Source organism: Nitrosopumilus cobalaminigenes, assembly GCF_013407145.1.
GTDB lineage: Archaea > Thermoproteota > Nitrososphaeria > Nitrososphaerales > Nitrosopumilaceae > Nitrosopumilus > Nitrosopumilus cobalaminigenes.
In genome coordinates, this window is sequence record NZ_CP026993.1 from 1,113,061 (window position 1) to 1,137,405 (window position 24,345).

Annotated in this window: 29 protein-coding genes; 17 read left to right on the forward strand and 12 right to left on the reverse strand. The window is 34.2% G+C overall.

Annotated features, from left to right (window positions below):
• Nucleotide 1: 1 nt before the first annotated feature.
• Nucleotides 2–355, reverse strand: coding sequence for a peptidyl-tRNA hydrolase Pth2 (gene pth2, locus C5F47_RS06900; protein WP_179360364.1), 354 nt, complete (start codon nucleotides 353–355; stop codon nucleotides 2–4).
• A gap of 66 nt (nucleotides 356–421) precedes the next feature.
• Here pth2 and C5F47_RS06905 point away from each other — a divergent pair, with 66 nt between their 5' ends.
• The 5 genes from C5F47_RS06905 to C5F47_RS06925 are packed head-to-tail and all read left to right on the forward strand — an operon-like array spanning nucleotide 422 to nucleotide 4,552.
• A complete protein-coding gene (locus C5F47_RS06905; RefSeq protein ID WP_179360365.1) occupies nucleotides 422–1,558 on the forward strand; it encodes an NAD(P)/FAD-dependent oxidoreductase in 1,137 nt (378 codons plus the stop codon).
• A 53-nt stretch (nucleotides 1,559–1,611) separates the two neighbouring features.
• Nucleotides 1,612–1,791, forward strand: a complete 180-nt coding sequence (locus C5F47_RS06910; protein WP_246271062.1) for a zinc finger domain-containing protein — start codon at nucleotides 1,612–1,614, stop codon at nucleotides 1,789–1,791.
• A 3-nt stretch (nucleotides 1,792–1,794) separates the two neighbouring features.
• Nucleotides 1,795–2,076: an elongation factor 1-beta gene (locus tag C5F47_RS06915; protein WP_179360367.1), complete on the forward strand. Its 282-nt coding sequence runs from the start codon at nucleotides 1,795–1,797 to the stop codon at nucleotides 2,074–2,076.
• Between the two features lie 8 nt (nucleotides 2,077–2,084).
• Complete coding sequence (locus C5F47_RS06920; protein WP_179360368.1) at nucleotides 2,085–4,253, forward strand: CDC48 family AAA ATPase; 2,169 nt, start codon at nucleotides 2,085–2,087, stop codon at nucleotides 4,251–4,253.
• Nucleotides 4,254–4,255: 2 nt separating this feature from the next.
• Nucleotides 4,256–4,552: a hypothetical protein gene (locus tag C5F47_RS06925; RefSeq protein WP_179360369.1), complete on the forward strand. Its 297-nt coding sequence runs from the start codon at nucleotides 4,256–4,258 to the stop codon at nucleotides 4,550–4,552.
• Between the two features lie 3 nt (nucleotides 4,553–4,555).
• Here the strand turns inward: C5F47_RS06925 and C5F47_RS06930 are convergent, their stop codons facing one another.
• The gene (locus C5F47_RS06930; protein ID WP_179360370.1) at nucleotides 4,556–5,443 is read right to left on the reverse strand and encodes a heme o synthase; all 888 of its coding nucleotides are present in this window, start codon (nucleotides 5,441–5,443) and stop codon (nucleotides 4,556–4,558) included.
• Nucleotides 5,444–5,541: 98 nt separating this feature from the next.
• Between C5F47_RS06930 and C5F47_RS06935 the strand changes: the two genes are divergently transcribed.
• Both C5F47_RS06935 and C5F47_RS06940 read left to right on the forward strand, forming a co-directional pair.
• Nucleotides 5,542–6,633 (forward strand): cupredoxin domain-containing protein, encoded by a 1,092-nt coding sequence (locus tag C5F47_RS06935; RefSeq protein ID WP_179360371.1) that lies wholly within the window; start codon nucleotides 5,542–5,544, stop codon nucleotides 6,631–6,633.
• Nucleotides 6,634–6,635: 2 nt separating this feature from the next.
• Entirely contained in the window at nucleotides 6,636–7,028 is a 393-nt protein-coding gene (locus tag C5F47_RS06940) for a M67 family metallopeptidase (protein ID WP_179360372.1), read from the forward strand.
• Between the two features lies 1 nt (nucleotide 7,029).
• Here C5F47_RS06940 and C5F47_RS06945 read toward each other — a convergent pair whose 3' ends face one another.
• A complete protein-coding gene (locus C5F47_RS06945; protein ID WP_179360373.1) occupies nucleotides 7,030–7,419 on the reverse strand; it encodes a cyclophilin-like fold protein in 390 nt (129 codons plus the stop codon).
• Between the two features lie 48 nt (nucleotides 7,420–7,467).
• Here C5F47_RS06945 and C5F47_RS06950 point away from each other — a divergent pair, with 48 nt between their 5' ends.
• A complete protein-coding gene (locus C5F47_RS06950; RefSeq protein ID WP_179360374.1) occupies nucleotides 7,468–7,725 on the forward strand; it encodes a DUF2024 family protein in 258 nt (85 codons plus the stop codon).
• Nucleotides 7,726–7,781: 56 nt separating this feature from the next.
• On the forward strand, nucleotides 7,782–7,964 hold the full coding sequence (locus tag C5F47_RS06955) for a hypothetical protein (protein WP_179360375.1): 183 nt from the start codon (nucleotides 7,782–7,784) through the stop codon (nucleotides 7,962–7,964).
• A 49-nt stretch (nucleotides 7,965–8,013) separates the two neighbouring features.
• Here C5F47_RS06955 and C5F47_RS06960 read toward each other — a convergent pair whose 3' ends face one another.
• The 4 genes from C5F47_RS06960 to C5F47_RS06975 all read right to left on the reverse strand — a co-directional run bounded on the left by C5F47_RS06960 (nucleotide 8,014) and on the right by C5F47_RS06975 (nucleotide 12,236).
• Nucleotides 8,014–10,053 carry a sodium-translocating pyrophosphatase gene (locus C5F47_RS06960; protein WP_179360376.1) on the reverse strand — a complete coding sequence of 680 codons (2,040 nt, stop codon included), beginning with the start codon at nucleotides 10,051–10,053 and terminating at the stop codon, nucleotides 8,014–8,016.
• Nucleotides 10,054–10,088: 35 nt separating this feature from the next.
• Complete coding sequence (locus C5F47_RS06965; RefSeq protein WP_179360377.1) at nucleotides 10,089–10,466, reverse strand: hypothetical protein; 378 nt, start codon at nucleotides 10,464–10,466, stop codon at nucleotides 10,089–10,091.
• 151 nt (nucleotides 10,467–10,617) lie between these two features.
• Nucleotides 10,618–11,082 carry a GTP-dependent dephospho-CoA kinase family protein gene (locus C5F47_RS06970; protein ID WP_179360378.1) on the reverse strand — a complete coding sequence of 155 codons (465 nt, stop codon included), beginning with the start codon at nucleotides 11,080–11,082 and terminating at the stop codon, nucleotides 10,618–10,620.
• 41 nt (nucleotides 11,083–11,123) lie between these two features.
• Nucleotides 11,124–12,236: an Mrp/NBP35 family ATP-binding protein gene (locus C5F47_RS06975; RefSeq protein ID WP_179360379.1), complete on the reverse strand. Its 1,113-nt coding sequence runs from the start codon at nucleotides 12,234–12,236 to the stop codon at nucleotides 11,124–11,126.
• A gap of 149 nt (nucleotides 12,237–12,385) precedes the next feature.
• On the opposite strand from C5F47_RS06975, the gene C5F47_RS06980 reads away from it, so the two are divergent.
• Genes C5F47_RS06980 through nadC form a run of 3 tightly spaced genes read left to right on the forward strand, consistent with a single transcriptional unit; the run spans nucleotide 12,386 to nucleotide 14,023 of the window.
• Nucleotides 12,386–12,982, forward strand: a complete 597-nt coding sequence (locus C5F47_RS06980) for a DNA-directed RNA polymerase (protein WP_179360380.1) — start codon at nucleotides 12,386–12,388, stop codon at nucleotides 12,980–12,982.
• A 1-nt stretch (nucleotide 12,983) separates the two neighbouring features.
• Nucleotides 12,984–13,172, forward strand: a complete 189-nt coding sequence (gene spt4, locus C5F47_RS06985) for a transcription elongation factor subunit Spt4 (RefSeq protein WP_014965554.1) — start codon at nucleotides 12,984–12,986, stop codon at nucleotides 13,170–13,172.
• Nucleotides 13,173–13,204: 32 nt separating this feature from the next.
• The gene (gene nadC, locus C5F47_RS06990; protein WP_179361814.1) at nucleotides 13,205–14,023 is read left to right on the forward strand and encodes a carboxylating nicotinate-nucleotide diphosphorylase; all 819 of its coding nucleotides are present in this window, start codon (nucleotides 13,205–13,207) and stop codon (nucleotides 14,021–14,023) included.
• Here nadC and C5F47_RS06995 read toward each other — a convergent pair.
• From C5F47_RS06995 to C5F47_RS07010, 4 genes are all read right to left on the reverse strand, one after another.
• Nucleotides 14,020–14,409: a tetratricopeptide repeat protein gene (locus C5F47_RS06995; RefSeq protein WP_179360381.1), complete on the reverse strand. Its 390-nt coding sequence runs from the start codon at nucleotides 14,407–14,409 to the stop codon at nucleotides 14,020–14,022. The two genes, nadC and C5F47_RS06995, sit on opposite strands and share 4 nt — an antisense overlap.
• A gap of 11 nt (nucleotides 14,410–14,420) precedes the next feature.
• The gene (gene nadA, locus C5F47_RS07000; protein ID WP_179360382.1) at nucleotides 14,421–15,377 is read right to left on the reverse strand and encodes a quinolinate synthase NadA; all 957 of its coding nucleotides are present in this window, start codon (nucleotides 15,375–15,377) and stop codon (nucleotides 14,421–14,423) included.
• A gap of 93 nt (nucleotides 15,378–15,470) precedes the next feature.
• Nucleotides 15,471–16,289: an aspartate dehydrogenase gene (locus C5F47_RS07005; protein ID WP_179360383.1), complete on the reverse strand. Its 819-nt coding sequence runs from the start codon at nucleotides 16,287–16,289 to the stop codon at nucleotides 15,471–15,473.
• A 23-nt stretch (nucleotides 16,290–16,312) separates the two neighbouring features.
• Nucleotides 16,313–16,894 carry a PEFG-CTERM sorting domain-containing protein gene (locus tag C5F47_RS07010; RefSeq protein ID WP_343045158.1) on the reverse strand — a complete coding sequence of 194 codons (582 nt, stop codon included), beginning with the start codon at nucleotides 16,892–16,894 and terminating at the stop codon, nucleotides 16,313–16,315.
• Between the two features lie 128 nt (nucleotides 16,895–17,022).
• Here C5F47_RS07010 and C5F47_RS07015 point away from each other — a divergent pair, with 128 nt between their 5' ends.
• The 5 genes from C5F47_RS07015 to C5F47_RS07035 all read left to right on the forward strand — a co-directional run bounded on the left by C5F47_RS07015 (nucleotide 17,023) and on the right by C5F47_RS07035 (nucleotide 23,668).
• Nucleotides 17,023–18,012: a hypothetical protein gene (locus tag C5F47_RS07015; RefSeq protein ID WP_179360384.1), complete on the forward strand. Its 990-nt coding sequence runs from the start codon at nucleotides 17,023–17,025 to the stop codon at nucleotides 18,010–18,012.
• 118 nt (nucleotides 18,013–18,130) lie between these two features.
• Nucleotides 18,131–18,922 carry a DNA double-strand break repair nuclease NurA gene (locus C5F47_RS07020; protein ID WP_218841252.1) on the forward strand — a complete coding sequence of 264 codons (792 nt, stop codon included), beginning with the start codon at nucleotides 18,131–18,133 and terminating at the stop codon, nucleotides 18,920–18,922.
• Nucleotides 18,919–20,451 carry an ATP-binding protein gene (locus C5F47_RS07025; RefSeq protein WP_179360386.1) on the forward strand — a complete coding sequence of 511 codons (1,533 nt, stop codon included), beginning with the start codon at nucleotides 18,919–18,921 and terminating at the stop codon, nucleotides 20,449–20,451. The genes C5F47_RS07020 and C5F47_RS07025 overlap by 4 nt, the downstream gene beginning before the upstream one ends.
• Complete coding sequence (locus C5F47_RS07030) at nucleotides 20,451–21,593, forward strand: DNA repair exonuclease (RefSeq protein ID WP_179360387.1); 1,143 nt, start codon at nucleotides 20,451–20,453, stop codon at nucleotides 21,591–21,593. Before C5F47_RS07025 ends, C5F47_RS07030 begins: the two co-directional genes overlap by 1 nt.
• Nucleotides 21,590–23,668 (forward strand): AAA family ATPase, encoded by a 2,079-nt coding sequence (locus tag C5F47_RS07035; protein WP_179360388.1) that lies wholly within the window; start codon nucleotides 21,590–21,592, stop codon nucleotides 23,666–23,668. Before C5F47_RS07030 ends, C5F47_RS07035 begins: the two co-directional genes overlap by 4 nt.
• Here the strand turns inward: C5F47_RS07035 and C5F47_RS07040 are convergent.
• On the reverse strand, nucleotides 23,665–24,345 hold the full coding sequence (locus tag C5F47_RS07040) for a plastocyanin/azurin family copper-binding protein (RefSeq protein WP_246271067.1): 681 nt from the start codon (nucleotides 24,343–24,345) through the stop codon (nucleotides 23,665–23,667). The genes C5F47_RS07035 and C5F47_RS07040 overlap by 4 nt on opposite strands.

Sequence of the window (24,345 nt, forward strand, 5' to 3'; positions counted from 1 at the left end):
ATTATAGTAATTTAAGATCTCCAGTAATTTTATCAATTAAATTTTCTGGGGCAGGTCCTATAGAGATGCAAGTTGTGGTTCCAGGAGCTAACTGAGTGTGGCCAGCATCAGAAACTTCAGACCAAGGTAGATTAAGTTCAATTGCACCTCTTTTCACTTCTTGTAATTCTTTAATTCCAGAAACTTTGACAACTACTTTTTCTTGTCCTCCCCACCATTGACTGAACCATTCAGGGTGTGATTTTCTCACATGTTCTGCACCAAGAACACAAGCATGACCTACTTGTGCAGCAATCTTCCCTTTACCCATATCAAGATCAGTTCTAACGACTATCACTTGTTTGATGTCCCCCATAATATAATCAAAAATAGGCTTAATGAAAAACTTTTGAATTAAATAATTGACAAAGAAACAAAATCTGTGAACTTTGACGTAGTGGTTGCTGGAGGAAGTGTTGCAGGATTACTCTGTGCCAGAGAAATTGCAGGAAAAGGCTTCACCGTTCTAGTAATTGAAGAAGATTATGAAATTGGAACTCCAGAACATTGTGGTGGATTAGTAAGCTTATCAGGACTAGAAGAACTTGGAGTGATACCTTTTAGAAAGACTTTTGATCACATGATAGAGTCAGCAGAAATCAGTTCTCCAAATGGCAAGAGTTTTACAATTAATTCAAAAAATCAAAAAGTAATCGAAATTAGTAGAAGAGAATTAGATAAACAGATTGCATTTCAAGCTCAAAAAAATGGTGCAGTCATTAAAGTCAGAACAAGTTTTCAAGAAATTACAGATTCAGGGATTAGAACTAATGAAGAAAAAATTGATTGTAAATTATTTGTAGATGCAAGAGGAGTATCATCATTAATTCACAAAGATAGAACAGGGATTTTATCATCTGCTCAATATGAAATCTATGCAAATTGGATTAAGAAAGGTAAAGTTGAAGTAATTTTTGACCAAGAAAAATATCCAAGTTTTTTTGCCTGGATCATTCCATCAGGAGAAGGTAAAGGAAAGGTAGGAGTTGCAGGAAGAGGAATCAAAGTTGCAAACACATTAGATAATATTCTAAATGAACGTGGAGGATTTTCAACGATAAGAAAGATTTTTGCTCCAATTTGGATTAAAGGTCCTATCAAAAATTTTGTTGAAGGTAAAACAATAATCATAGGAGATGCAGCAGGGCAAGCAAAACCAACTACTGCAGGAGGTATATTCACTAGTGGGATGGGCGGAGTATATGCAGGACAAGCAATTTCAGAATTTTTGAAATCCAACAAGAGAGAAGATTTGGAACAATATCAAAAAAAATGGACTGCAAGATTTGGAAAAGAATTTGAGAAACAAGTACTAGCAAGAAAAATTTTAGAAAGAATTGATAACAATACAATCAATAAATTATTTGAAACAATAACTCCCGATATCATAAATGAGATTTCAGAAAAAGATGATTTTGATTTTCACACAGGTTCAATTGTAAAATTATTGGGATTGAAAGGATCTATCAAAACTGCTCAAACCCTAATTGGCGGAGAAATTAAAAAATTACTTAGTTAGATTGTGCTTAATTTCTAAGGAAGGTATAAATGATGTTTACAGAAAATCGGGGTATGTCTTCTACTATTTCATTACCGACATGTAGTTGCTGTCACAGACATATTATGCCTAATGATAAATGTGTAAAATTCAATTGCCCTAGTTGTGGCGCAGATTTGATGTGGAGATGTCAAAGTTGCAGAGAAGCAGCAAGAAACTATACTTGTTCTTCATGTAACTTTACAGGACCTTAGAAAATGACTCAATTACTATTCATAACAAAAATTCTACCTGAAGGAATGGAAGTAGATTTAGATAAATTAGCTGAGACAATAAAATCTTCATTACCTGCAGATATGTCAATGAAAAGACATGCAAAAGAGCCACTTGCATTTGGATTAGAATGCATCAAAGCAGAATTTGTAATAGAAGATAAAGAAGGTCAAAGTGATGCTCTAGAGAACGCAATAAGAGGAACTGACGGTGTAAGTGAGTTTGAAGTTCTCAACATGAGTAGAATGTCAGTTGACATGAAATAGGTGATTTTTTGGCACGCAAAGAAGAACCTTTGCAAATGAGAATTGGAGAAGCAAAACAACGAGACGTAGGAAAGAAACGTGCTCGAATTGGTCCAGAAGCCATGGATTTTCTCAAGGTTACACCAGGAGACATTATTGAAGTGATGGGTTCAAGATCAAGTTGTGCAGTTGTTTGGCCAGTTGATGAAGATGAAAAATTACCAGACATCATTAGAGTCGATGGACAAACAAGAAAAAATGTGGGGGCATCACTAAATGATTTTGTTAAAATTAGAAAAGTGACATCAAAGTTTGCAAAAACAGTTTCCTTAACTCCAGTAAATGATTCAGTTACTGTCGATAAAGAATTTACAGATTTTGTTAAAAATAGATTGAAAGGATTACCAATTACACATGGGGATGAAATTTCAGTTATGATTTTAGGAAATTCCATGGACTTTAAGATATCCAAGACAACGCCCAAAGGAGTTGTAAAAATAGATCGTACAACAAATCTTAACATTTCAACTGAAACATCAGTCGATAGAAAAGTTCGAGTAACCTATGAGGAAGTTGGAGGATTGAGACAAGAAGTTAAAGCAATGCGAGAAATTGTAGAGTTGCCATTAAAACATCCAGAGTTATTTGCAAGACTTGGAATCGAACCACATAGTGGAATTTTACTTTACGGGCCACCAGGATGTGGAAAAACACTACTTGCAAAAGTTATGGCAAGCGAATCAGAAGCAAACATGTTCCCAATTAACGGTCCAGAAATAATGAACAAGTATTATGGAGAAACAGAAGCTAAACTTAGAGATATTTTCAAAGAAGCAAAAGACAATTCTCCAAGTATAATTTTCATAGATGAAATTGATGCTATTGCACCAAAAAGAGAAGAAGCATACGGAGATGTAGAAAAAAGAGTTGTTGCACAACTATTAGCATTAATGGACGGTCTAAATGATAGAGGAAACGTAATAGTTCTTGGAGCTACAAACAGACCAGACAGTGTAGATCCAGCACTTAGAAGGCCAGGAAGATTCGATAGAGAGTTTGAGATTTCAGTACCTAATGAAGATGGAAGGTTAGAGATTCTTGAAATTCATACAAGAGGAATGCCAATTAGTGAAGATATTGATTTGAAAGACTTGTCATCAGAATTGCACGGATATACTGGTGCAGACATCAAGTCACTTTGTAGAGAAGCTGCTCTAAAATCAATAAGAAGATATCTTCCAGAAATTGATTTAGAAACTGAAAAAATTCCTTCAGAAGTTTTACAATCAATGCAAATCAAATTAATCGATTTTTACGATGCAATGCACGAAGTGGTCCCTACAGCAATGAGGGAATTTTATGTTGAAAGACCAAAAGTATGGTGGCAAGATGTGGGAGGACTAGAGGAGATAAAAAAATCATTGACAGATAATCTAATCATGGCAATGAAAGAGCCATCAAAATTTACCAAAATGGGAATTAAACCACCAAAAGGAGCTTTGATTTACGGGCCACCAGGATGTGGAAAAACGTTGCTTGGTAGAGCCTTAGCTACAGAAACAGGTGCAAATATGATTTTAGTTAGAGGTCCCGAAATTCTTTCAAAATGGCTGGGCGAATCTGAAAAAGGAATCAGAGAGATTTTCAGAAAAGCAAAAGCATCCTCTCCATGTGTTGTAATTTTTGATGAATTAGATTCCATAGCAAAATCAAAATCAGGTGAAGGAGGATCTAGTGAGACGATTCTCAGTCAACTACTTACAGAGATAGAAGAAGGAATCTCATCACGAGTAGTCGTTATAGGAATCACAAATAGACCAGATGTTTTAGATAATTCCCTTCTAAGAACAGGAAGATTAGATTTAGTGTTGTATGTAGCCCCTCCAGATGAAAAAGGTAGATTAGAGATTATCAAAATTCTTACAAGAAAGATGCCATTAGCTAGTGATGTGAAATTGCAAGAGATTGCAGTAGCAACACAGAATTATAGTGGATCTGATTTAGCAGCACTTTGTAGAGAAGCAGCAGTTGAAGCAATGAGAAACAATTCTGCAAAAATATCTAGTCATGACTTTGCAAATAGTTTGAAACAAGTCAGACCATCCATCACAAAAGAGGTAGACCAGTGGTACAATACAGTGAAGGAAAGTATATCTAACGTTGTGCCAAAGTCAGGGGATAAAACATTCTACGGATAAAAATGGCAATACCAATCAGAAACACTGTATTTGATAAGATAAAAGAAGCAAATCGCTTGACGGACGTTGAACTTTTCAAAAGTTTAGTCAAAGATGGACATGTAATTGCAGAAGATAGATTTAACAAAATTCTGTTAGATTTAGAAATTTTGGGCCTCATAACTGTCTCATGGGTTACCAAAGATGAACGTAGAATTGAAATCGTAGTGGTTGAAAAACCAGTTGATGAAATCAAAGAACAAGTAAAGGAAACTGAAGAAAGAGATTATGAAGCTAGTTTCCCTGGTGCGGATAAATAATTCCTAAAACAAAGGAAAATGAAATGCTGCATCTAATGCAACAGCTACAAAAATTATTGTGAGATAAGGAGCAGTTACTTTGTATGCTTTCCATGCAAATTCAGATGTAGGGTTCTTTGTAAGTTTGTAATGATAAACAAGCATCAATCCTCCAGAAACAATTGCAATCACAGTATAAACAACTCCCATTCCATCTGGAATAAATGAAAGTATCAAAGAATACGGAATTAAAATTAATGTATTTCCTAAAATGAATTTGGATGTTTTTTGCATTCCAATAACTACTGGAAGCATTGGAACTTCAGCTTGTGCATATTCATCTTTGATTTTCATTGCAAGACACCAAAAATGAGATGGAGTCCATACAAACACCAAGAAACCAACTAGAAATCCTAACAAGTCCATACTACCAGTTGCTGCTGCCCATCCTGCCCAAGCAGCTGCACTACCAGCAATACCACCAATTACAATGTTTGAAGTATTTCTTCTTTTGAGCCAAACGGTGTAAATTATAACATATGAAAAAATACCAACTGCAATAAAAAATGCAGATACTGCGTTTAATGCAAAGAATCCGTAGATTACAGAAATACAGCTTACAGCAATACCATAAATTAACACATTAGATGCGGCCATACGTCCAGAAGGGATTGGTCTAGTGCTGGTCCTAGTCATTTTAGGATCAATATCTTTATCATAATAGTGATTTAGAGCACTTGAACCTGCAGATGCCAATGCACCTGCGACGATAATATGCAAATAAAACCAATAATCAAGTTCAGGAGCGCCTGGAACTAGTTTACTTGCAGCATACATGGATGTAACTGCAGTGATTACTAACAGAACAACAATTCGGGGTTTGGATATCTCCAATATTTCATTAAATCCCAATTCAATCTATCCTATTCCAAAGCCATTTAATTTCTTCGTCCATGTGATCTCATGTATTTCGCAAGGAATAAGTATCTCAGTCCTATCAGCTATCTTAAATGAGTAATTGGGACCTCATGATGCCGGGAATGGGACTAACCTCTATAGGGTTAGCTGGTCTTGTATTATCCTATGCAGGCATCGCACACACATTCATTGATGGCATGCATGCTCTAACAGGCCTTACAATGTTTGTAGGGTTGATTTTCCTAGCAGCAGGTATTCTAGATGGAGGGGTTTCAACCAGTAATAGAGCCAAAGCTACGACTTTGGTAATTTTGTCCATATCCTTAGGATTCGGAATGTATGCTATGGTAATGAACACATCAAACTATACAGTAACTATTGCAGGAATTTTAATGGCAATTGCCTTCCCTGCAATTATAATTTCATATCTATACATGAAACATCCAACAGTAGCAAAACCAATTGGAGCAATTGTTTCACTGGCAGCTGCTACAGGTATTATCATGTGGGTATCATTTGGTATTTTCTCAGCGCCTGACACATACATGATTCCTCAAGCAGTAGTTGATGAACCAGCAGAAGATCTTACACCATCAGGACCAATATTTGTAATTGAAATTCTTGCGGACTCAACAATAGAAGGAAATCCAGATTATGATCCAGATGTTGCAACGGTATCACAAGGGCATGTAATAGAATGGACTAACGCAGATACACTTCCACACACTGTTACAAGTTCTGTAGATGTTGGAGATACTTTTGACTCAGGAATGATTGGAGCAGGTGAAGTTTACACTTTAGATACAAATGATTTGGAAGCAGGTGAATACGAATACTTTTGTGTAGTCCATCCATGGATGGTTGCAACATTAATCATTGAAGCACCAACAGAACCAATTAAAGTTTTGATTCCAGAAGGAGCAGCAATTCCAGCAGATGATCAATTATACTATGACCCAACAGTTCTAGATATTTCAGTTGGAACTACAGTAATTTGGGATAATGTAGACAACACAATGCACACAGCATCATCAGGTACACCTGACGCAGGATTGGATGGAGTGTTTGACTCAGATATAATGTCTGCAGGAGATACTTTTGAATTTACATTTAATAACGCAGGAAGTTACGATTACTATTGTATTTTACATCCTTGGATGGTCGGAACAGTTAACGTAGAATAGATTTGCAGAAAATCAAACTATCTCAAACACATAAAAAAATTCTAACTGAACATGCTCAAAAAGATGAACCAAATGAATCATGTGCAATACTATTTGGAAAAGACAATACAGTGTCAGAGATTTTCTTAACAGAGAACATTGAGAAATCTCCAGTGAATTTTACTATATCAAATGATGAATTAATTGAGGCATACAAAATAGCTGAAGAGAAAAAAATGGAAGTCATGGGTATTTTTCACTCACATCCAAATTCTGAAGCATATCCATCAAATACAGATAAAAAATTCATGCAGGGGAATCCAGTGGTTTGGATAATCTATTCAGGAACAAATGAAGATTTTAGAGGATATACTCTTGAATCAGACATTCAGGAAATTTTAGTAGAATTTAGTTAATTCAAGATTTTAAGCTAAAGGTGGCGTGTTCACTATGTGCATTTTCTAAAATAGATTTGTCTGGAGAAATTATTTTTCCAATTATATTTACAGGTGATGCAGGAGTAATTTCCCCAGGATTTCCAATAGGAGTAGGACCATAAAACAAGCAGATTGCTTTTCCCGTTGGCCAGTATGCCACATCATTTAATTCGACAGGAGACTTTGCATTTTCCTCAGGTTGTGAGACAGGGGATTTTGAAGTGTAAATTTCATCTCCCCACACATTAAGTTCAACAGTGAAAGGCAACTTTTCAATAAACTCATGCACGGTATTTGGAGAATCTTTATCATCTAATTCTAATGATATGTTTGAAGAGTGTGAGATTTCTATAATTACAGAATATTTCATGATTTACCATGATCTTTGAATTAAATATCCCTTTTTTTAATTACAATCATGGAAATTCACGTATACGACACTTATGTCAAAGCAGCAGATGGTCATACCATGCACTTTGATGTAATTACTGGTGAAAAAGACCACGATAAAGCCATCACATATGGTAAAGAATGGTTACAATCCGTCGGTGAAGGAGAAGCAGAGATGACTACAAACGAATGTCAATTCTGCCATTCACAAGGAGCACCAGAGCCTGTTGAACAGGCAATTAAGGAAAAAGGCTACTTTATCCAAAAGATGGAAGGCTGTCCTTAATCATTTTTACTTTTTCTTAAAGACATATTTTTTAGATCAATCAATATAGAATTAACATGTCTGAAAACAAATATTCAAAGTGGACTGTAGAGGGAGATAAGAAAACAAAATGGATTTGTGGATGTTTTCAAACATCTGATAACTATTTCAAATTCTGTGAAAAACACACCCCAACTTTACAAAAAGCAATTCAAGCTCAGATTGATGAATTGGATATGACATTGATTGTAGAAGAGTAGAACATTGTCAAGTTCTTATCAAAAAATCAGTGTTATGAGAAATGAATTATTAAATTGCAATAATTGCGACAAATGCAGATACGAATACGATTGCAATTGTGTTTAGTAATTTGATTACGGTGTTGAGTGCAGGACCTGCAGTATCTTTGTAAGGATCACCAATAATATCTCCGACTACTGCAACTTTGTGTACTTCAGAACCTTTCTCTCCTTTCATTTCAACTAGTTTCTTTGCATTATCCCATGCACCACCAGTATTTGCCAAGTGGTATGCTAGCAAAATTCCAGTGACAACTGAACCCATTAGTAATCCAGCAACTGCTGTTGGACCTAGTAAAATACCTAAAATGATTGGAGAAATGATTGCTACAAGTGCTGGTTTCCATAGTTCTTTGATTGATGCAACAGTGGCAATATCTACACATTTAGCATAATCAGGTTTTGAGGTTCCTGCAAGTATTCCATCATCTGCTTTGAACTGACGTCTTACCTCATCAACCATTTTTCCTGCTGCACGAGATACACCATTGATTAATTGGCCTGTAATGATAAATGGAATCAAACCACCAATGAGTAATCCAACAATGATTGCAGGATTTGTTAAACTGTAATCTAAATCTAAAACACCTTCAAACACATGTGCTGCTTCGAATTGGAATGCTTGAATCATTGCCAAGGCAGCTAAAGCGGCACTTGCAATTGCAAAGCCTTTGGTGACGGCTTTGGTCGTATTTCCAACTGCATCAATTTCATCAGTGACTTTACGATTTTCTTCTCCCATTCCAGTCATCTCAACTATTCCACCTGCATTATCTGCAATTGGACCAAATGCATCAATACTAAGAACAATTCCTGCTAAACTCAACATGGCCATTGCAGTCAATGCTGTTCCAAAGATTCCATAAAGTACGGGGTCTGCACCTTCAGGTGCGGCTGCAGATGCAATACTGTAAGATACGATGATTGCGACAACTAATGCAATCATGAATGGACCTGTTGATTGCATACCTTTGATAATTCCCATCAAAGTTAATGATGCATATCCCCATTTTGCAGAGTCTGCAATTTCAATAACGGGTTTTTGTTTGTAACTAGTATAATAATCGGTAATTTTCTGAATAACTGGAACAAGAATTACACCAATAACAGTAGAACCAAATAATGCATATGATGCTGCAGAATCTCCAATAAACTGAGTGATGAACACATAGTTTAATCCAATTGCAATTGCAGCTGATACATAGAATGAGCGATTCAGAGGTTTCATTACATCAGTGATATTCTTGGAACCTACAATAACAACACCAATGATTGATGCTATCATTCCAGATGAACCAATTAGAATAGGATAAAGGAAAAAGTTTGGTGCGCCAATTAGTGCTGCAATAAGTAATGCTGCAAGGATTGTTACAATATATGATTCATAAACATCAGAGCCCATTCCTGCTGCATCACCAACATTGTCTCCCACATTATCTGCAATAGTTGCAGGGTTTCTAGGATCATCTTCTGGAATGTTTGCTTCAACTTTTCCTACCAAGTCAGCACCCATATCTGCTGCCTTTGTGAAAATACCACCACCAATTCTAATGAATAATGCAATTAGACTAGCTCCAATACCAACACCTGCAATCGTGATTGGATCTGGATAAATCAAATAAAGTCCAGTAATTGCCAATAGAGCCATTGCTGGAACTGCTAAACCTACTGTTGCTCCACCTCTAAAGGCCATGGCAAATGTCTGTCCAAGACCACTGCCACTAAGATTTGCAGCTCTAACTGCGGCTTTTACTGTAATTTTTAATGAAATAATTCCTGCAACTGCTGAAAGTGCTGCACCTACTGCAAATGCAATTCCATTTGAAGGAGTCAAGAAAATACCAATAATCAAAGATAATGCAATAGCAACTGGAATGATAATTTTCATCTCTCTTTTTAAAAATGCAGAAGCACCTTCTTTGACGGCGTTGGAAATATCCATCATTTCTTTTGTTCCTGCAGGTTGTTTGACAATCCATGCAACCAAGCCACCTGCAACTAAAAATGATGCAATACCTGCGATAAAGGGCAGAATTTCAGCTATTTCCATGTTATACTCGGATGCCAAATCCTAGTAAATATAAATCAAATAGCAGAGATCTTGCTTCTTTTTCTATATGGCGGAAATGTTTTTCCTCCAAGTCCTCGTCTCACTAGTTTGTTGAATCTTTTCCCATGAGCAAGATATGGGAATCTCATATGGATCAATTCATGAACCAATGTATTCTCCAGAGTTTTTTCATCAGGAATTTTTCTAACATTGATGAAAACAAGATTGTGTAAAAGATATGAGACTCCATAATACTTGTATGCAGAAGTTCGTCTGCCCTCAGTCATTTCTTTTGGGGCATCTAATACTTCCTTAGTAGTCAACAGAATTTGCGGTTCAGGAATTGAGAAACGATTTGAGTAAATACCAACTTTTTCTAAAATTTGTAATTTAAGATCAGGATCTAATTTCACAATTAGTAGTATTGGAATCTGTGTTTATCATGAAATGTCAATTCTTGTATGGAATTTGGTGTATTTTGATTCGATAAATTATGAATTAATAGGGTCAGAGGTTATGTGGAGTAATCATCAATCATACAGCCACCGTCTCATCACACCCCGATTATTCCATTAAATCAAGTAGGCTTTGTGCTTTATTTCTAATTTCGGTAGTAATACTGACTATTACCAGCCCCTCATGTGGTTGACCATACATTACAATAGAATTTTCAGGAGCATGAACACACACTGGAAGAACTAAAAGATCTTCTTCACCATTAACAAAAATCCTCACTGGAGATTTCATAGTGAACGCCTTTTTGATTGTCGAGACACTTTGAGATGTAATTTCAGCTGCAGGATTATCAACAGTCAGTTCAATTGCATTATCTAATTTGGGAGGATCTCTCTTTTCTCGTTTCTCTTGACCATCAATAATTTGCAAAGAAGGAATCAGACCAAAATTTATCATTTTTTCTGTAGTTCTATCACCAACCGTAATTAGATACGAATTTTCTGAAAGAAATTTTTGAATATCACTTTTTTGGGTTTGATTTTCAGGTAAAAGTATCCCTAAAGGAATTTTCATTTGTTCTCTAAGAGATTCAGGTAATTTCACAGGAATCGAGATTAATTTGTGCTGGCCTCTGGTGTTGGTTCTTCACCAGAACTTTCAGATTCCATCTCTTCTTGAAGCTTTGCTGCAATAATACTACATTGTGCTGCAATATTTTTTGCGCTAACTCTAAATGCTTCAGCACTTGGAGAATCAGGATTTGTAATCATAATTGGTTTACCCAAGTCAGAACCGGCCATGATTCCAGAATTCAATGGAATTTCACCTAAGAAAGGCATGTTAAATCGTTCACTAATTTTCTTTGCACCACCTTCACCAAAGATGTAATGTTTGTCATCACAGTTTGGACAAATAAAATGACTCATGTTTTCAACAACTCCAATAATTGGAACATTTAGTTTTTCAAACATTGAAACTGCTTTAACTGCAACATCACTTGCTACATCTTGAGGAGTTGTAACTACAAGAATTCCTGTGATAGGAATTGTTTGTGCAAGAGTTAATGGGATATCACCAGTTCCAGGAGGTAAGTCTACAATCAAATAATCTAGTTCAGACCAATTTGTGTCTACTAGAAATTGTTTTAAAATTCCAGATATAATTGGGCCACGATAAATTGCTGCTTGGTTTGATTGATCAGCAAAGAAACCAAATGATACAACTTTTAATCCGTTTGAATCAGCTGGCTGTAATTTATTATCTTCAACTTCCATAAAACCATCTTTCATTCCAAGCATTAGTGGAATACTAGGTCCATAGATATCTGCATCAAGTAAACCTACTTTAGCTCCAGACTGAGATAATGCAAGAGCCAAGTTTAATGAAACAGTTGATTTGCCGACACCGCCCTTTCCACTTGCAACACCAATAATGTTTTTGACAGTTTTCATTCCAGTGTCATCATCAAGTGAACGACCTTCCATGACTTTGGCAGTCACATTCAAATCAAAATTCTTCAAATCAGATAATTCAGCAACTGCTTTTCTAACATCATCTTCAATTTCGACATTGAAAGGACATGCAGGAGTTGTTAATTCTAAAGTAAATTTGAGATTACCATCATTTAGTTCTAAATCTTTAATCATACCCATAGATACGATATCTTTTTTCAAATCAGGATCAATCACGGTACTAAGTTTTTCAAGAACTTGATCGATTCCAACCATTGCGTCAAAAAGTCAGTCTACTTTATTTAAACATAATTCAGACATTTATAGAAATTGGCATTAATTTCAAAAATAAGAAAAAACTTTGGATTTTCAAGCCTAAAATCACCTAAACATTCATAAATTGAAATTCGAGAAAAACTGTACATTTGTTTTCTATATCTACCCTAGTTGATGTTGTTAGGATTCCTCCAAGCTTATTTGGAACTACACTCAAAAAGGCTGCAGTAAACATTCTCAAAGAAAAGTACGAGAGTATGATTAATGCAGATTTAGGATATATCATTATGATTTTAGATGCTAAAGTTGACGAAATGGGAAAGATGATTGCAGGAGACGGTGGAACTTTCCATAAAGTTGAATTTGAAGCATTGACATTTTATCCAAAATTACAAGAAATTGTTCAAGGTGAAATTGTAGATATTACTGACTTTGGGGCATTTGTAAGAATTGGTCCAACTGATGCTTTACTGCACTTGTCACAAGTGATGGACGATTATCTAAAGAGTGATGTTAAATCTGGAATGATTTTAGCAAATCAAAGTGGTAGAACACTAAAAGTTGGCTCTACACTTCGTGCAAGAATCACTGCAGTATCATTAGGAAAAGCTGCTGCAATGGGTAAGATTGGAATCACATGTAGACAACCATTCCTTGGTGCAGATGAATGGATTGTAGAAGAAATTAAGAAAGCCAGTGGTGGCAAAGAAGAGCCAGCAAAGGAAGAAAAAGTAGAGGCAAGTTAGAATGGCACGAGAAATGGCATGCCGCAAATGTAAACATGTAACAACTCTAAAGGTATGTCCAAATTGTAAATCATCAGACTTGACACCAGATTGGAATGGAGTTGTACTAGTAGTTGATCCAACAAATTCTGAAATCTCAAAAACATTAGGAATTACTACAAAAGGCAAATACGCAATTAAAGTAACATAAAATCTTTAAAATCACATTAACATTTCATCATTATATTGACATTCAATTCAAAAAAACAATTATCACAATTCCTTGCTGAAGATATTGGTAAAGGAGACATTACCAGTAATTTATTACCCAAGAAAAAAATTTCAGTAAAAATTATCTCAAGAGAAAATGCTATTGTTGCAGGTACATCATATGCAAAAGAGATTTTCAAATTAAAAGGGTGCAATGCTAAAATTTTGAAAAAAGATGGTTCAAAAGTAAAACCAAATCAAACTATAATGGCAATCACTGGGAATGCAGGGAATATTTTGACATGTGAGAGGACAGCACTTAATCTCTTAACAAGAATGAGTGGGATTGCTACTCAAACAAATCAACTTGTTAAAAAAATTCCAAAGAAAACAAAATTGTATGCTACTAGAAAAACAGCCCCAGGATTAAGATATTTTGATAAAGAAGCAGTTGAAATCGGTGGAGGTAAAAAGCACAGGCTCACATTAGATGAAATGGTTATGATTAAAGATAATCACATTGCAATTGGAAATTCTCTATTATCTCTGATTAAAAAAACAAAGAAAAAACATAGGAAATTTGAAGTGGAAGTTGAAAATACACCAGATGCAGTGTTAGCAGCAGAAGAAGGGGCTACAATAATTATGCTAGATAATTTTACACCATCTCAAATTAAAAAAACAATTCAAATACTAAAAAATCATAAATTGAGAAACAAAGTCATGCTTGAAGCATCAGGAGGAATTAATTCTAAAAATATCACAAAATATGGTCAAACAGGTGTAGATATCATTTCTGTAGGAAGTATTACAAATTCTGTAAAAGGAATTGATATGAGTTTAGAGATTTAATTTAATTCTTCTAACAAATTTGCTACGGATTTATTTTTTGGATCTATCTCTTTAATTTTGTCACAGCATTGAAGGATTTGTTTATTTTCCCCTAATTTTTGATGAGAATATGCCTTTAATAATAATACATCAACATCATATGTTCCAATTTCAAGTGCTTTGTCAAAATATGAAATAGCAGTTTTGTATTTTTTTTTCAAATAGTAAATTCCACCTACAGTAAACAAGACATCATGATTGTTAGGAACTTTTTGTAAATATTCCGTGCCTAATTTTAAAGCCTCAGCATATTTTTTGTCCTTGACTAGTTTTTTTATTTCCTTTAGTTTTTGGGCATTTTTTTTCTTTTGAGGATCTTTTGGCTCTCTAGAAAACAGTCCAGTCATAATTTTATAGATTAGCTTATTGCAAGCATTCTATCTATTGCTAAACGGGCTTTATCTGCAATTTCTTTTGGAACTGTTACAATGTTTTTTTCATTTATCAATGCATCATACACTTTTTCAAGAGTGATCATTTTCATATATTGACATTCTGCTTTTTCAGATGCAGGAATGAAAGTTTTGTCAGGATTTTGTTGTCGCATTCTATACAAGATTCCAGTTTCGGTTGCAACAACGAAATTTTTTGCTTTAGATTTAGTTACATGATTTAGCATTCCTTCAGTTGAAAGAATTGAGACTTTTTGATCATCATAACTTCCATCAGCAACATCATACATCATTGGAGTAGTACAACTACATTCAGGATGAATTACAAATTCAGCATCTTTCATTGATTCTAATTTTTTAGTAACATCTTCAGGAGTAATTCCAGCATGAACATGGCATTCACCAGCCCAGATATGCATATTTTTCCTTCCTGTCATTTTTGCAACATAGGAACCTAGGAACATATCAGGTAAAAACAAAATTTCTTTATCTTCAGGAATTGCTTTAACTACATTTACAGCATTTGAAGAAGTGCAACAATAATCCAGTTCTGCTTTAATTTCAGCCGTAGTATTTACGTATCCAACTGCAATAGCATCAGGATGCTGTTTTTTCCAATTTCTTAATTCATCTACAGTTATTGAATCAGATAATGAACAACCAGCTTCTAAATCTGGTAGAAGTACTTTTTTCTCAGGACTGATAATTGCGGCAGTTTCTGCCATAAAATTTACACCACAAAAGAGAATTGTTTTTTGTGGAACCGTTGCTGCTTGTCTAGATAATCCTAATGAATCACCAGTAAAATCAGCTATATCTTGTACATCTGGAATCTGATAATTGTGTGCTAAAATTACCACGTCTTTTTCTTTTTTGAGTTTCAAAATCTCTTCTTTGAGTTCCGAGGATTGTTGTACGAGCATAAACTATAGAAAATTGATATGGTGGGGATTTAAAGAATGGGAAATAGTCTATAATTCTCTGAAAAGTTAGCAAATGTGGCAATTATTGCCATATTACGTGCCAATCTGAATATCATTTGAGCAGTATTTTTTCAAGGTCTCAATTGCAGATAAAATTGCCAATCTACTTGTTTTGGGATTATTTTCATCAGGATAATTTTCAATAGTATATGTCATCTTTCCAAATTTTCCTTCAGCTTCAATATGATGCGTATTTTTGTCAGTGTTTGGATCTGCAACTATTTTGACATGAGTTTTTTCACTTCCAATTCCAGTTAAAGAAAGTAATGCTGCTACATTGATGTTTGCAGGGAATAAAGAAACAGCTTCTTTTGCAATTCCTTCAAAGATCACAGTTGATGAATTAATTTCATCTAAGTTGATTTCAGAGTTTTCAAAAAACTTGGCGCCTTTTAATGAACGAGGGTGTTTTGTAGTAGTTATAGAAATGGATTCTAATTCACCCTTGACTGATTTAATTCCATCAAGACCTGCAATTGCACCGGAGGGGAGATAGATTGTTTTTTTAAAATCCTTACAAGCATCAGATAAAATGTCATAAATTGATTCATCTAACAATGCTCCAACACTCATTATCATCAGATCTTTTTTGTTTTGCAAAACACTTAATCCTGCATCCCTTACAGCATCTTGAGATGCAGCTTCTACAACAATATCAATAGGATTAGAGGATAGTAAGTGGGAATTTTCAACAATTTCAGGTTTGTGTGTTAATTTTTCAACTAATAATTTGGATTTTTCTTTTGAATCATCAAACACGTGTGTGAGGGTTGCAGGAACTTTTCCAGAATCAATTGCAAGTGCAATTTGAGTTCCCATAGCACCACATCCTAACAAACCTATTCTTTTCAACTAGACATTCTAGAAGTTATCACTTAATTAATTCTAGGCAAAGAGTTTCCAAATGAGAATTTATGAGTAAAGTAAACCAAGCCTAGAATTGTAATACCTAAAATCAAAACAGAGTAGGCTCCAAATTCAGGAATTACTCTAGTTCCAATGATTTCAATATTTTTTGTATCTTCAGAAATAACAAAACCTACGACATAGTCATTAGGAAACTTCATCAGATCATATCTTGTATCAACTCCATCAACCAACACTTTGAATTTCTCACCATCAGCATACAGAACATCTTCAGGAGTTCTCACCCAAAAATCAGTTTTTTCAGGAACATCTTCCATTACAATTTCAATAGATTTTCTTTCCTCATTGATATTCATCGAAGACAAAATTGGATATTGTTCATCAGAGCCCATAGAGTCCAAACTACCACGATATCCATAATAGATATCATATGATTTCTCATCAAATGTGAAAGTGACTTTTTTAGATTCTATTTGAGAAATATCAAGATATTGTGCATATGCTTCAGAGTTAAAGATGTGTTCAGCAAAAACAAAACTAGATGTTGGAATTATTAAAAGTAAAAATATTGCAAGTGAGATTTTGATCATCAATAACATAGTTAATTTCTCAAATATAACCAAGTATCAGATTCTCAAGATTGGTTATCCAGAGATATCAGAATTTTTACGATTAATTCATCCTCAATACTTTTAAGAAAAAAATTCAAAGAATATCAATGAGACGAGATCAAAAAAACATTATTTTCATGGTATTATTTTCAATTTTAGTTTTAGCTACAACATCACCAGCAAGTGCAGAAACAGAATCACCAAAAAAGCAGATGGCCCGAGGAATTTCTGCCGAAAATATAATTTGTAAGGCAGAATTAGAACTAGTAATCAGAACGAACGGGGCTCCTGCTTGCGTAAAACCAGAAACTGCCGAAAAGATGCAAAAAATAGGCATATTATTTACTCCAATAAAATTTACAGATTTGAGTGACGTAACAAGATCTTTTCAAGCTAGTGAAAAAGAAATTGTAACAGTTCCTGCATCATCAATGTCTGTTGTGAATTTTTACATAACTGATCATGACTTGAATATTGCACACAGTGGTGTAGAAGTTATTCCTACGGAAGGATTGTTTGAATTTACAATTAATGGAATTTTGATTGAAGGTCCAAAAAACATGATTGAGACCGGACCTAATACAGGGCAATTTTACATTAAACTAGAATTGCCTGAAACAATAAATGGAAATCCACTAAGTCAAGATGACATTGTCTTGATAAAATATCTGGATGAATCAGATTACTCTGGAGAAGAAAGAATACTTGTGAAATCAGTTCCACTTACCAAAACATTTGCAAAAGTGCAAACAGTTGGTGGAGGTTCAAGAATCGGTCATGATTTTACAGTTAGAATTTACGAACCTGATGCAAACAGAGATTCTAAAAATGAAGACAAGATTCCATTGAGAGAATTAGAATACAGAGGGGATGGCGGGATTAGAATCACTTTAGATAATCCAAGTTTTGATGCAAATTCAGGATACCTTGTAGAAACAGGACCAAATTCAAATATTTTTGAAGTTATAATTAAAATTCCACGTCAATTAGACGGAAAAACAATCCATATTGGTGATGAGTATGAAATCAGATACATTGACAAATCAACACCATCAAACACAAATGAAAAAATTATTCTCAAAGGCAGAATAGGATAAGGGATTACATGGATCAGTTTTGTCAAAGTTTAACATAACCTAAAGATTTTATTCGAACCTACAAAGTATTGTTGTGCTCAATACAGTCTACAAAGATGCCATAATTAACAGAGATAAGATGCTCTCCATTCTAAAAGGGCCTAAATTTGACCAAATTCTGCAAAAAGCACGGGATAACTGGATAGAATTTATGCCTACAAAAGAAGAAGTAGTTACAGCAGGAATCGATAGTAGTTTTAACAATACAAAATTTCAAGGAATTGAATTATGGGCTACAACTGCAGTCTCAGTCAAATCCAACGGGGAAATTTTAGTTGATCTTCATAAATCAGGATTAGGTTCGGCAGATGACATATCAAGTGTTGCCAGTAAAATGGAGATTGAAGCATGTGAAAAAACAGTAGATGAAGTAGACATGGTTTTGATGGATGGTTCACTACATTCTCAATTAATGACTAGACAGGCAAATTTAGGATCAACAATTGTTAGAATAATGAAAAAAAAAGATAACGTAGTTTTCATTGCCAAGACATCAAACACAAAAAAACAATTTGAAAAATTAGGATCCCTTGCAGGAGATATTTTCTATTATAATCATGTAACAAACAATCCAGGATTTAGTAAAATTTTTGTAGAAAAAAAATATGGTTCAGATAAAATTATCTCATCTACATTTGTAAGATTAAGTGATTCTACTCCAATTATAAAATTAGAATTTTTAGGAGATCATCATGATGAATCGGAAATTAAATCAATCATGAATAAATTATACAAAACCAGTGTTGGCGGATATCCGTATGCCTTAAAGCTAGCACATAATAACTGTAAAATATCTGATAAAGAACTTGCAAAGATGGTAAGTTTGTTAGGTTTGAGTAATGAAATAGGTTCACGGGAGGTTCTAGGATGAGTTTAGGGTTTGTAATTGGAGAATCAAAACCGACATTTGTTACAGCAATTACTTCAAGAGCATTATCTGTAGGAGAATATATCAAAATCAGTTCAGATGAAGGAGAAATTCTAGGATTAGTAGAAAGGTCTGCAGTGTCAAGTGCAGCATTTACAGATGTAAAGAATTTTGACGAAGCATCTGAAAGTACAGAAATTGCAGAATTAAACAAAAGAGATAAAACATTTACTGCACATATTGGAATTTTGGGATTCTTAGAAAACCTAAGAAGAGGACAATCAATAATACCTGCAATACCACCTATTCCAGGCACGGAAATCACTTTACCCACCAAGCAAGATCTAGAGGAAATTTTTAGTCCTAAAAAAGAAGGATGGGTTAGCATCGGAAATCTATTACGAAATAAATCAATTGATGCCAAAGTGAATTTAGATAAAATAGTTTCCAGACATTTAGGAATTTTAGCGATGACAGGAATGGGGAAAAGTAATCTAGTATCGTTAGTTACAAAACAAATTTCAAAACTAAAAGGCACTGTGATAATTTTTGATTACCATAATGATTACACTAGTCTAAACATTCCACGAATTAATGTAATCGATGCAAAAATAAATCCAAGATTGTTAGATTCTGAACAACTCTCAGATGTATTAGAAATTAGAGAAAGTGCAACTGTTCAACAAAGAGTATTGAGAATGGCATTTACAGAAAATGTAAAAAAATCAAGTGAATTTTGGAAGAAATTAGAAAGTGAAGTGGATTTTATTATTAATTCAGATGACAATAAACTAAAGGAAATTAGATCATCAGCATATAGAGTTCAAGACATAGTAGAAGATGCTCAAAGAAGATTTGAGGATATTCTAGATCCAGACATGGGAGATCCAATTAGCTTTATCAAAGAAGGATGTGCCAATGTACTAAACATTTCAGAGTTGTCTGAAAAACAAGCAAACGTGGCTTTGGCATTCTATTTACAACAGTTACTCAAAGATAGAAAAGATGCAAGTATTGCACAACATGGAAAAACAAAGAGGGAGAGAAATTTCAAATTTAATTCGCCAGTATTTGTCATTATTGAAGAAGCTCATGTCTTTATTCCAAAAGATCACGACACCAGTGCAAAGTATTGGGCTGCAAAAATTGCCAGAGAAGGAAGAAAGTTCGGGTTGGGTCTAGGAATTGTTTCACAAAGACCACGCAGTGTAGACCTGAACGTATTAAGTCAAATGGGCTCATTTGCAATTATGAAAATTATTCAAGAAGATGATCAAAGGCAAATTGCCTCAGCTACAGAGTCAACTAGTCGTGAATTAATCTCTCAATTGACATCTCTAAACGTTGGAGATGCCGTACTTGTAGGGCAATGGAGCAATCTACCATCACTGGTTCACGTTGAAGAAGTCAAAGAAAAGATAATGGGAGCAGATCAAAGTGCAATTAATGCCTGGGCCAAGGCAGATAAAATGAAAGGAATTGCAGTGGAATCAACACAAGGATTGGTACAGAAAGATTTGTTATTAGACTAATGTTATTTTCACATATTTCAGACACGCATTTGGGATTAGTACAATATGGTTCAGAGGAACGTGAACAAGATGTCTATGATGTTTTCAATCAGGCAATAGATACATCAATTGCAGATAAAGTAGATTTTGTTATTTTTGCAGGGGATATTTTTCATGTGCCAAACCCTAATGGTACTGCAATAATTCAAATGGCAAATGGATTAAAACGACTAAAACAAAATAATATTGATTCATTTTTTATTTTAGGAGAACACGACATTAGTAGGATTAGAACGACACCAATCCCATATGTTTATCATAATTTAGAATTTTCAAAATATATTGGTCAAGGAAAACCAATTGAATACAAAGGAATACTTCTTGCAGGATTTGACAAAATAAGAAAAACAGAAATTCCACAATATGAAGAAAAATTTGCAGAAATAGATAAAGTTGCAGAAAAATTTTCAGGACATAAAATTTTAGTATTACATCAAGGAATAACTGAATTCAATAAATTTGCAGGAGAAATACAATCAACAGATCTTCCAAAAAATTTCACTTACTATGCAATGGGACATCTTCATGATACAGAAGTTAAACAATTTAATCATCTAAATGGACCAATTGCATATCCAGGTTCTATTGAACTAACAACTAGTGAAGGAATTAAAGAAACAAAAAAAGGATTCTTCGAAGTAGATATTTCAGATAAAGAAGCAAAACCAAAATGGATAGAGCTTGGTACAAGACCTCAATTTTCATTTAAGACAAAATATGAAGAATTATCAAAAACAATAGATGAGATTTCTGAAAAAATTACTGGATTGGCAAAAAAACCAATGGTAGAGATTAACATCCAGGGCGAAAATGTTGAAACAGATCAAATTCAGGCACAGATTGCTAGACTTAATTCACTGGTGTTAAGGTGCTTTTGGAGAATTAGTACAAAAAAAATCTCAGATTCATCAGTATTCTTAGACAGACCAAACATCATAGATGATGAGATGTTTAGGTTGTCAATAGATGCATTAGGTTCAGAACAAGCTGCCAGTTTTGCAATCAAAGAATTGCTCCCAGTATTAGCATCAGGGGAAATCAAAGAAGCTTCTGAAATAATAATTGAAAATTTTGAGAAATTTAAAAAGGAGAAAAAACAATGATCACATCAATTGAATTAGGGGATTTTTTAGCACATTCAGATACTAAACTAAATTTTGACAATGGGGTTACAGTTTTTGTAGGACATAATGGTGCTGGAAAATCAAGCATTATTGATGCAATCACATTTGCATTATTTGGGCATCATACAAGAAAGTCAAACAAGGGCCTTATCAAACGTGGAGCAAACCAAGGATATGCAAAAGTAAATTTTTCAGTAAATGAAAAAAAATACGAGGCAGTAAGAAAAATTGATAGTAAAGGAACTCTTTCAGCAAAATTCTCAGAAGTAACAGGAAACGAAATAGTGGAAATAGCTGCAGGAGAAAGAAAGCAATTTGGGGAATCAATGACTCAAGAAGTTGAAAAGAAAATAGGTCTTGATTTTGAAAAATTAAAAGTTGCATCAATTGTCCAACAAGGAGAATTAAATGCAATAATCAATGCAAAACCAAAAGAATTCAAAGAATTGCTCAATGCAATAATAGGAATTGATAAGCTGGATGTTGCTTCTGAATCAATGAAAATTGTGAATAAAGAATTTCGTGAAAACATTAGAGAGAAAATTGGATATGATGATACACACATTGAAATCCTATCAAGAGATTTAGAAAAATATCAGAAAGAGATTAACGAATCCACACCTCAAAAAAACCAGTTACAAACAAAACAAGAAAAATTACAAAAGGAAGTTGAAGAGTTAAGGAAAAAAGTTGAAACAGAGGCTCCAAAAATTGATAAAATTAATCAATTAGAATTAAGGAAAAAAGAACTCATAGAATATGCAAAAGAAGCAATTCGTGAAATTCAACGTGAAATCAATGAAAATGAGCGAAAAATACGTGATTGTGAAGGATGTTTTGAGCCTGCGAGTCTAAAAGAAGATTTTGAATCTAAAATTCAAAAAGTAGAGCAGGCAGTAGATGAAACACTAAACACAATACAGGAGATGAAAAGTAAGACAGCATCTCTAAATGAGAAACAATTACTTGCATCAAAACTCCAACTAAAAGATAACAAATGTCCCGTTTGTGATTCAAGTGTAGAAAAACTAAATCCGTTATTCCAAGAAGAACATCTAAATCAAGAGTTAAGATCATTACATGAACAAATCGCATCAAAAGAAAAAGAGCATCAGATGTATAATCAAAAAAGAAAAGAGTTTTCTGAAAAGTTACAATCTTCAAGAGATGCAGAAGCCACACTTAGAGCATATTCTATTAATTCAAAAGAAGAATTAGTTAAAATTCAAGAAGATGTTGAAATAAAAAAACAAAATATACAAAAAATTCCAGGAATTAGTAATACAAATCTTGTTGAAATATCACAGATAGATTCTCATGCAAAAATGGTTTTTGAAAATATTTCAAAATTAGAAGCAGAAACTAAAGGATTTGATGAACAAGAATTTTTGAATCTAAAAAAATCTGTTAATGAAAAGCAGATGGAACTTTCAGGTATTGATCAACAGATAGGAGCTATTTTAGAAAAAATATCCAAAGGTAGTGAACAAATCAAAATAATTGAAAATGCAATTTCAGAATTGCGGGTTGTTAAAGAATACGTAACAAATCTTGATGAGATTCAAAATAATATTTTTAGCAGAGATGGTCCTGTTGCTACAAGCTTGAGATCATGGGCACTCAATGCAATTTCTGCTAAAGCATCAGAGTATCTTTCACTATTAAATACAAAAATTCAGAGAATTCAATTGACAGAAAAAGCCAGAGATATTTCTATAATTTGTAATTCAAAAACAGAGGAATTGGATTTGGAATCACTTAGTGGAGGTGAAAAAGTTAGTGTAGCATTAGCCTTAAGATTAGGCATGGCAAGTCTTCTAGGAGCATCAAATCTCAATTTGATGATACTTGATGAACCTACAACACATCTTGATGCTGAGAGAAAAAAATCCCTCGTAGGAGTTTTATCTCAATTATCAAACATTTCAAATTCAGATACACCAATGCAATTTCTAATTATTACTCATGATGCAGAAATTTTTGAGGATTCTACAGTAGAGCAAATTTACAAATTTGAATCATCAGAGCAAGGAAGTAAAGTTACTACACTCTAGTTAACATTAACAATACCAGTCATCCAAGGATGAACCATACAGAAATAATCATAAGTTCCTGCTTCATCAAAAGTAAATTCGTAAACATCTCCAGCCATAAATAAACTAGAATCAAATACACCAGTTGTTCCCGCAGTTACACTTCCACTTGTAACAGTATGAGCTGCGGAATCATCATTACTCCAAGAAACAGTTGCACCTATTGCAACGTTAATTTCATATGGTAAATAACATTCATTGGTATCTTCACATCCTGGAACTGCAGATCCTGGGGGTAGTGAAACAATAGCAGTCATTGGAGATGATTCTGGTGTTGGTTCAGGTTCTGGTGTTGGTTCAGGTTCTGGTGTTGGTTCAGGTTCTGGTGTTGGTTCAGGTTCTGGTGTTGGTTCAGGTTCTGGTGTTGGTTCAGGTTCTGGTGTTGGTTCAGGTTCTGGAATAATACATTCACCTTCATAATCTAATTTAGCATTGGCAGCATCTAACTGACACATATTTCCATAAGTTTCTCCATCAACACCACACATAGGATCCCATTGCATTGTACATGCAACCATGTTTTCTTCACTTTCAACTATTCTAGGTTCAATAATCGCATTAGGTTCCATAGATATAAAACCAATAGAAATTGCTGCTAGAATTCCAACTGCTGCTATAACACCATAAGAAAAATTCAT

What these genes read in the sequence shown, in the direction of transcription:
- C5F47_RS06970 (WP_179360378.1), bottom strand. Translation starts at nt 11,082, where the DNA reads ATGAAAATTCCTTTAGGGATACTTTTACCTGAAAATCAAACCCAAAAA.
- pth2 (WP_179360364.1), bottom strand. Translation starts at nt 355, where the DNA reads ATGGGGGACATCAAACAAGTGATAGTCGTTAGAACTGATCTTGATATG.
- C5F47_RS06960 (WP_179360376.1), bottom strand. Translation starts at nt 10,053, where the DNA reads ATGGAAATAGCTGAAATTCTGCCCTTTATCGCAGGTATTGCATCATTT.
- C5F47_RS07015 (WP_179360384.1), top strand. Translation starts at nt 17,023, where the DNA reads ATGAGACGAGATCAAAAAAACATTATTTTCATGGTATTATTTTCAATT.
- C5F47_RS07010 (WP_343045158.1), bottom strand. Translation starts at nt 16,894, where the DNA reads ATGATCAAAATCTCACTTGCAATATTTTTACTTTTAATAATTCCAACA.
- C5F47_RS07035 (WP_179360388.1), top strand. Translation starts at nt 21,590, where the DNA reads ATGATCACATCAATTGAATTAGGGGATTTTTTAGCACATTCAGATACT.
- C5F47_RS06975 (WP_179360379.1), bottom strand. Translation starts at nt 12,236, where the DNA reads ATGGTTGGAATCGATCAAGTTCTTGAAAAACTTAGTACCGTGATTGAT.
- C5F47_RS07040 (WP_246271067.1), bottom strand. Translation starts at nt 24,345, where the DNA reads ATGAATTTTTCTTATGGTGTTATAGCAGCAGTTGGAATTCTAGCAGCA.
- nadA (WP_179360382.1), bottom strand. Translation starts at nt 15,377, where the DNA reads ATGCTCGTACAACAATCCTCGGAACTCAAAGAAGAGATTTTGAAACTC.
- C5F47_RS06995 (WP_179360381.1), bottom strand. Translation starts at nt 14,409, where the DNA reads ATGACTGGACTGTTTTCTAGAGAGCCAAAAGATCCTCAAAAGAAAAAA.
- C5F47_RS06935 (WP_179360371.1), top strand. Translation starts at nt 5,542, where the DNA reads ATGAGTAATTGGGACCTCATGATGCCGGGAATGGGACTAACCTCTATA.
- C5F47_RS06915 (WP_179360367.1), top strand. Translation starts at nt 1,795, where the DNA reads ATGACTCAATTACTATTCATAACAAAAATTCTACCTGAAGGAATGGAA.
- C5F47_RS06955 (WP_179360375.1), top strand. Translation starts at nt 7,782, where the DNA reads ATGTCTGAAAACAAATATTCAAAGTGGACTGTAGAGGGAGATAAGAAA.
- C5F47_RS07020 (WP_218841252.1), top strand. Translation starts at nt 18,131, where the DNA reads ATGCTCTCCATTCTAAAAGGGCCTAAATTTGACCAAATTCTGCAAAAA.
- C5F47_RS07030 (WP_179360387.1), top strand. Translation starts at nt 20,451, where the DNA reads ATGTTATTTTCACATATTTCAGACACGCATTTGGGATTAGTACAATAT.
- C5F47_RS06950 (WP_179360374.1), top strand. Translation starts at nt 7,468, where the DNA reads ATGGAAATTCACGTATACGACACTTATGTCAAAGCAGCAGATGGTCAT.
- C5F47_RS06910 (WP_246271062.1), top strand. Translation starts at nt 1,612, where the DNA reads ATGTCTTCTACTATTTCATTACCGACATGTAGTTGCTGTCACAGACAT.
- C5F47_RS06945 (WP_179360373.1), bottom strand. Translation starts at nt 7,419, where the DNA reads ATGAAATATTCTGTAATTATAGAAATCTCACACTCTTCAAACATATCA.
- spt4 (WP_014965554.1), top strand. Translation starts at nt 12,984, where the DNA reads ATGGCACGAGAAATGGCATGCCGCAAATGTAAACATGTAACAACTCTA.
- C5F47_RS06925 (WP_179360369.1), top strand. Translation starts at nt 4,256, where the DNA reads ATGGCAATACCAATCAGAAACACTGTATTTGATAAGATAAAAGAAGCA.
- C5F47_RS07025 (WP_179360386.1), top strand. Translation starts at nt 18,919, where the DNA reads ATGAGTTTAGGGTTTGTAATTGGAGAATCAAAACCGACATTTGTTACA.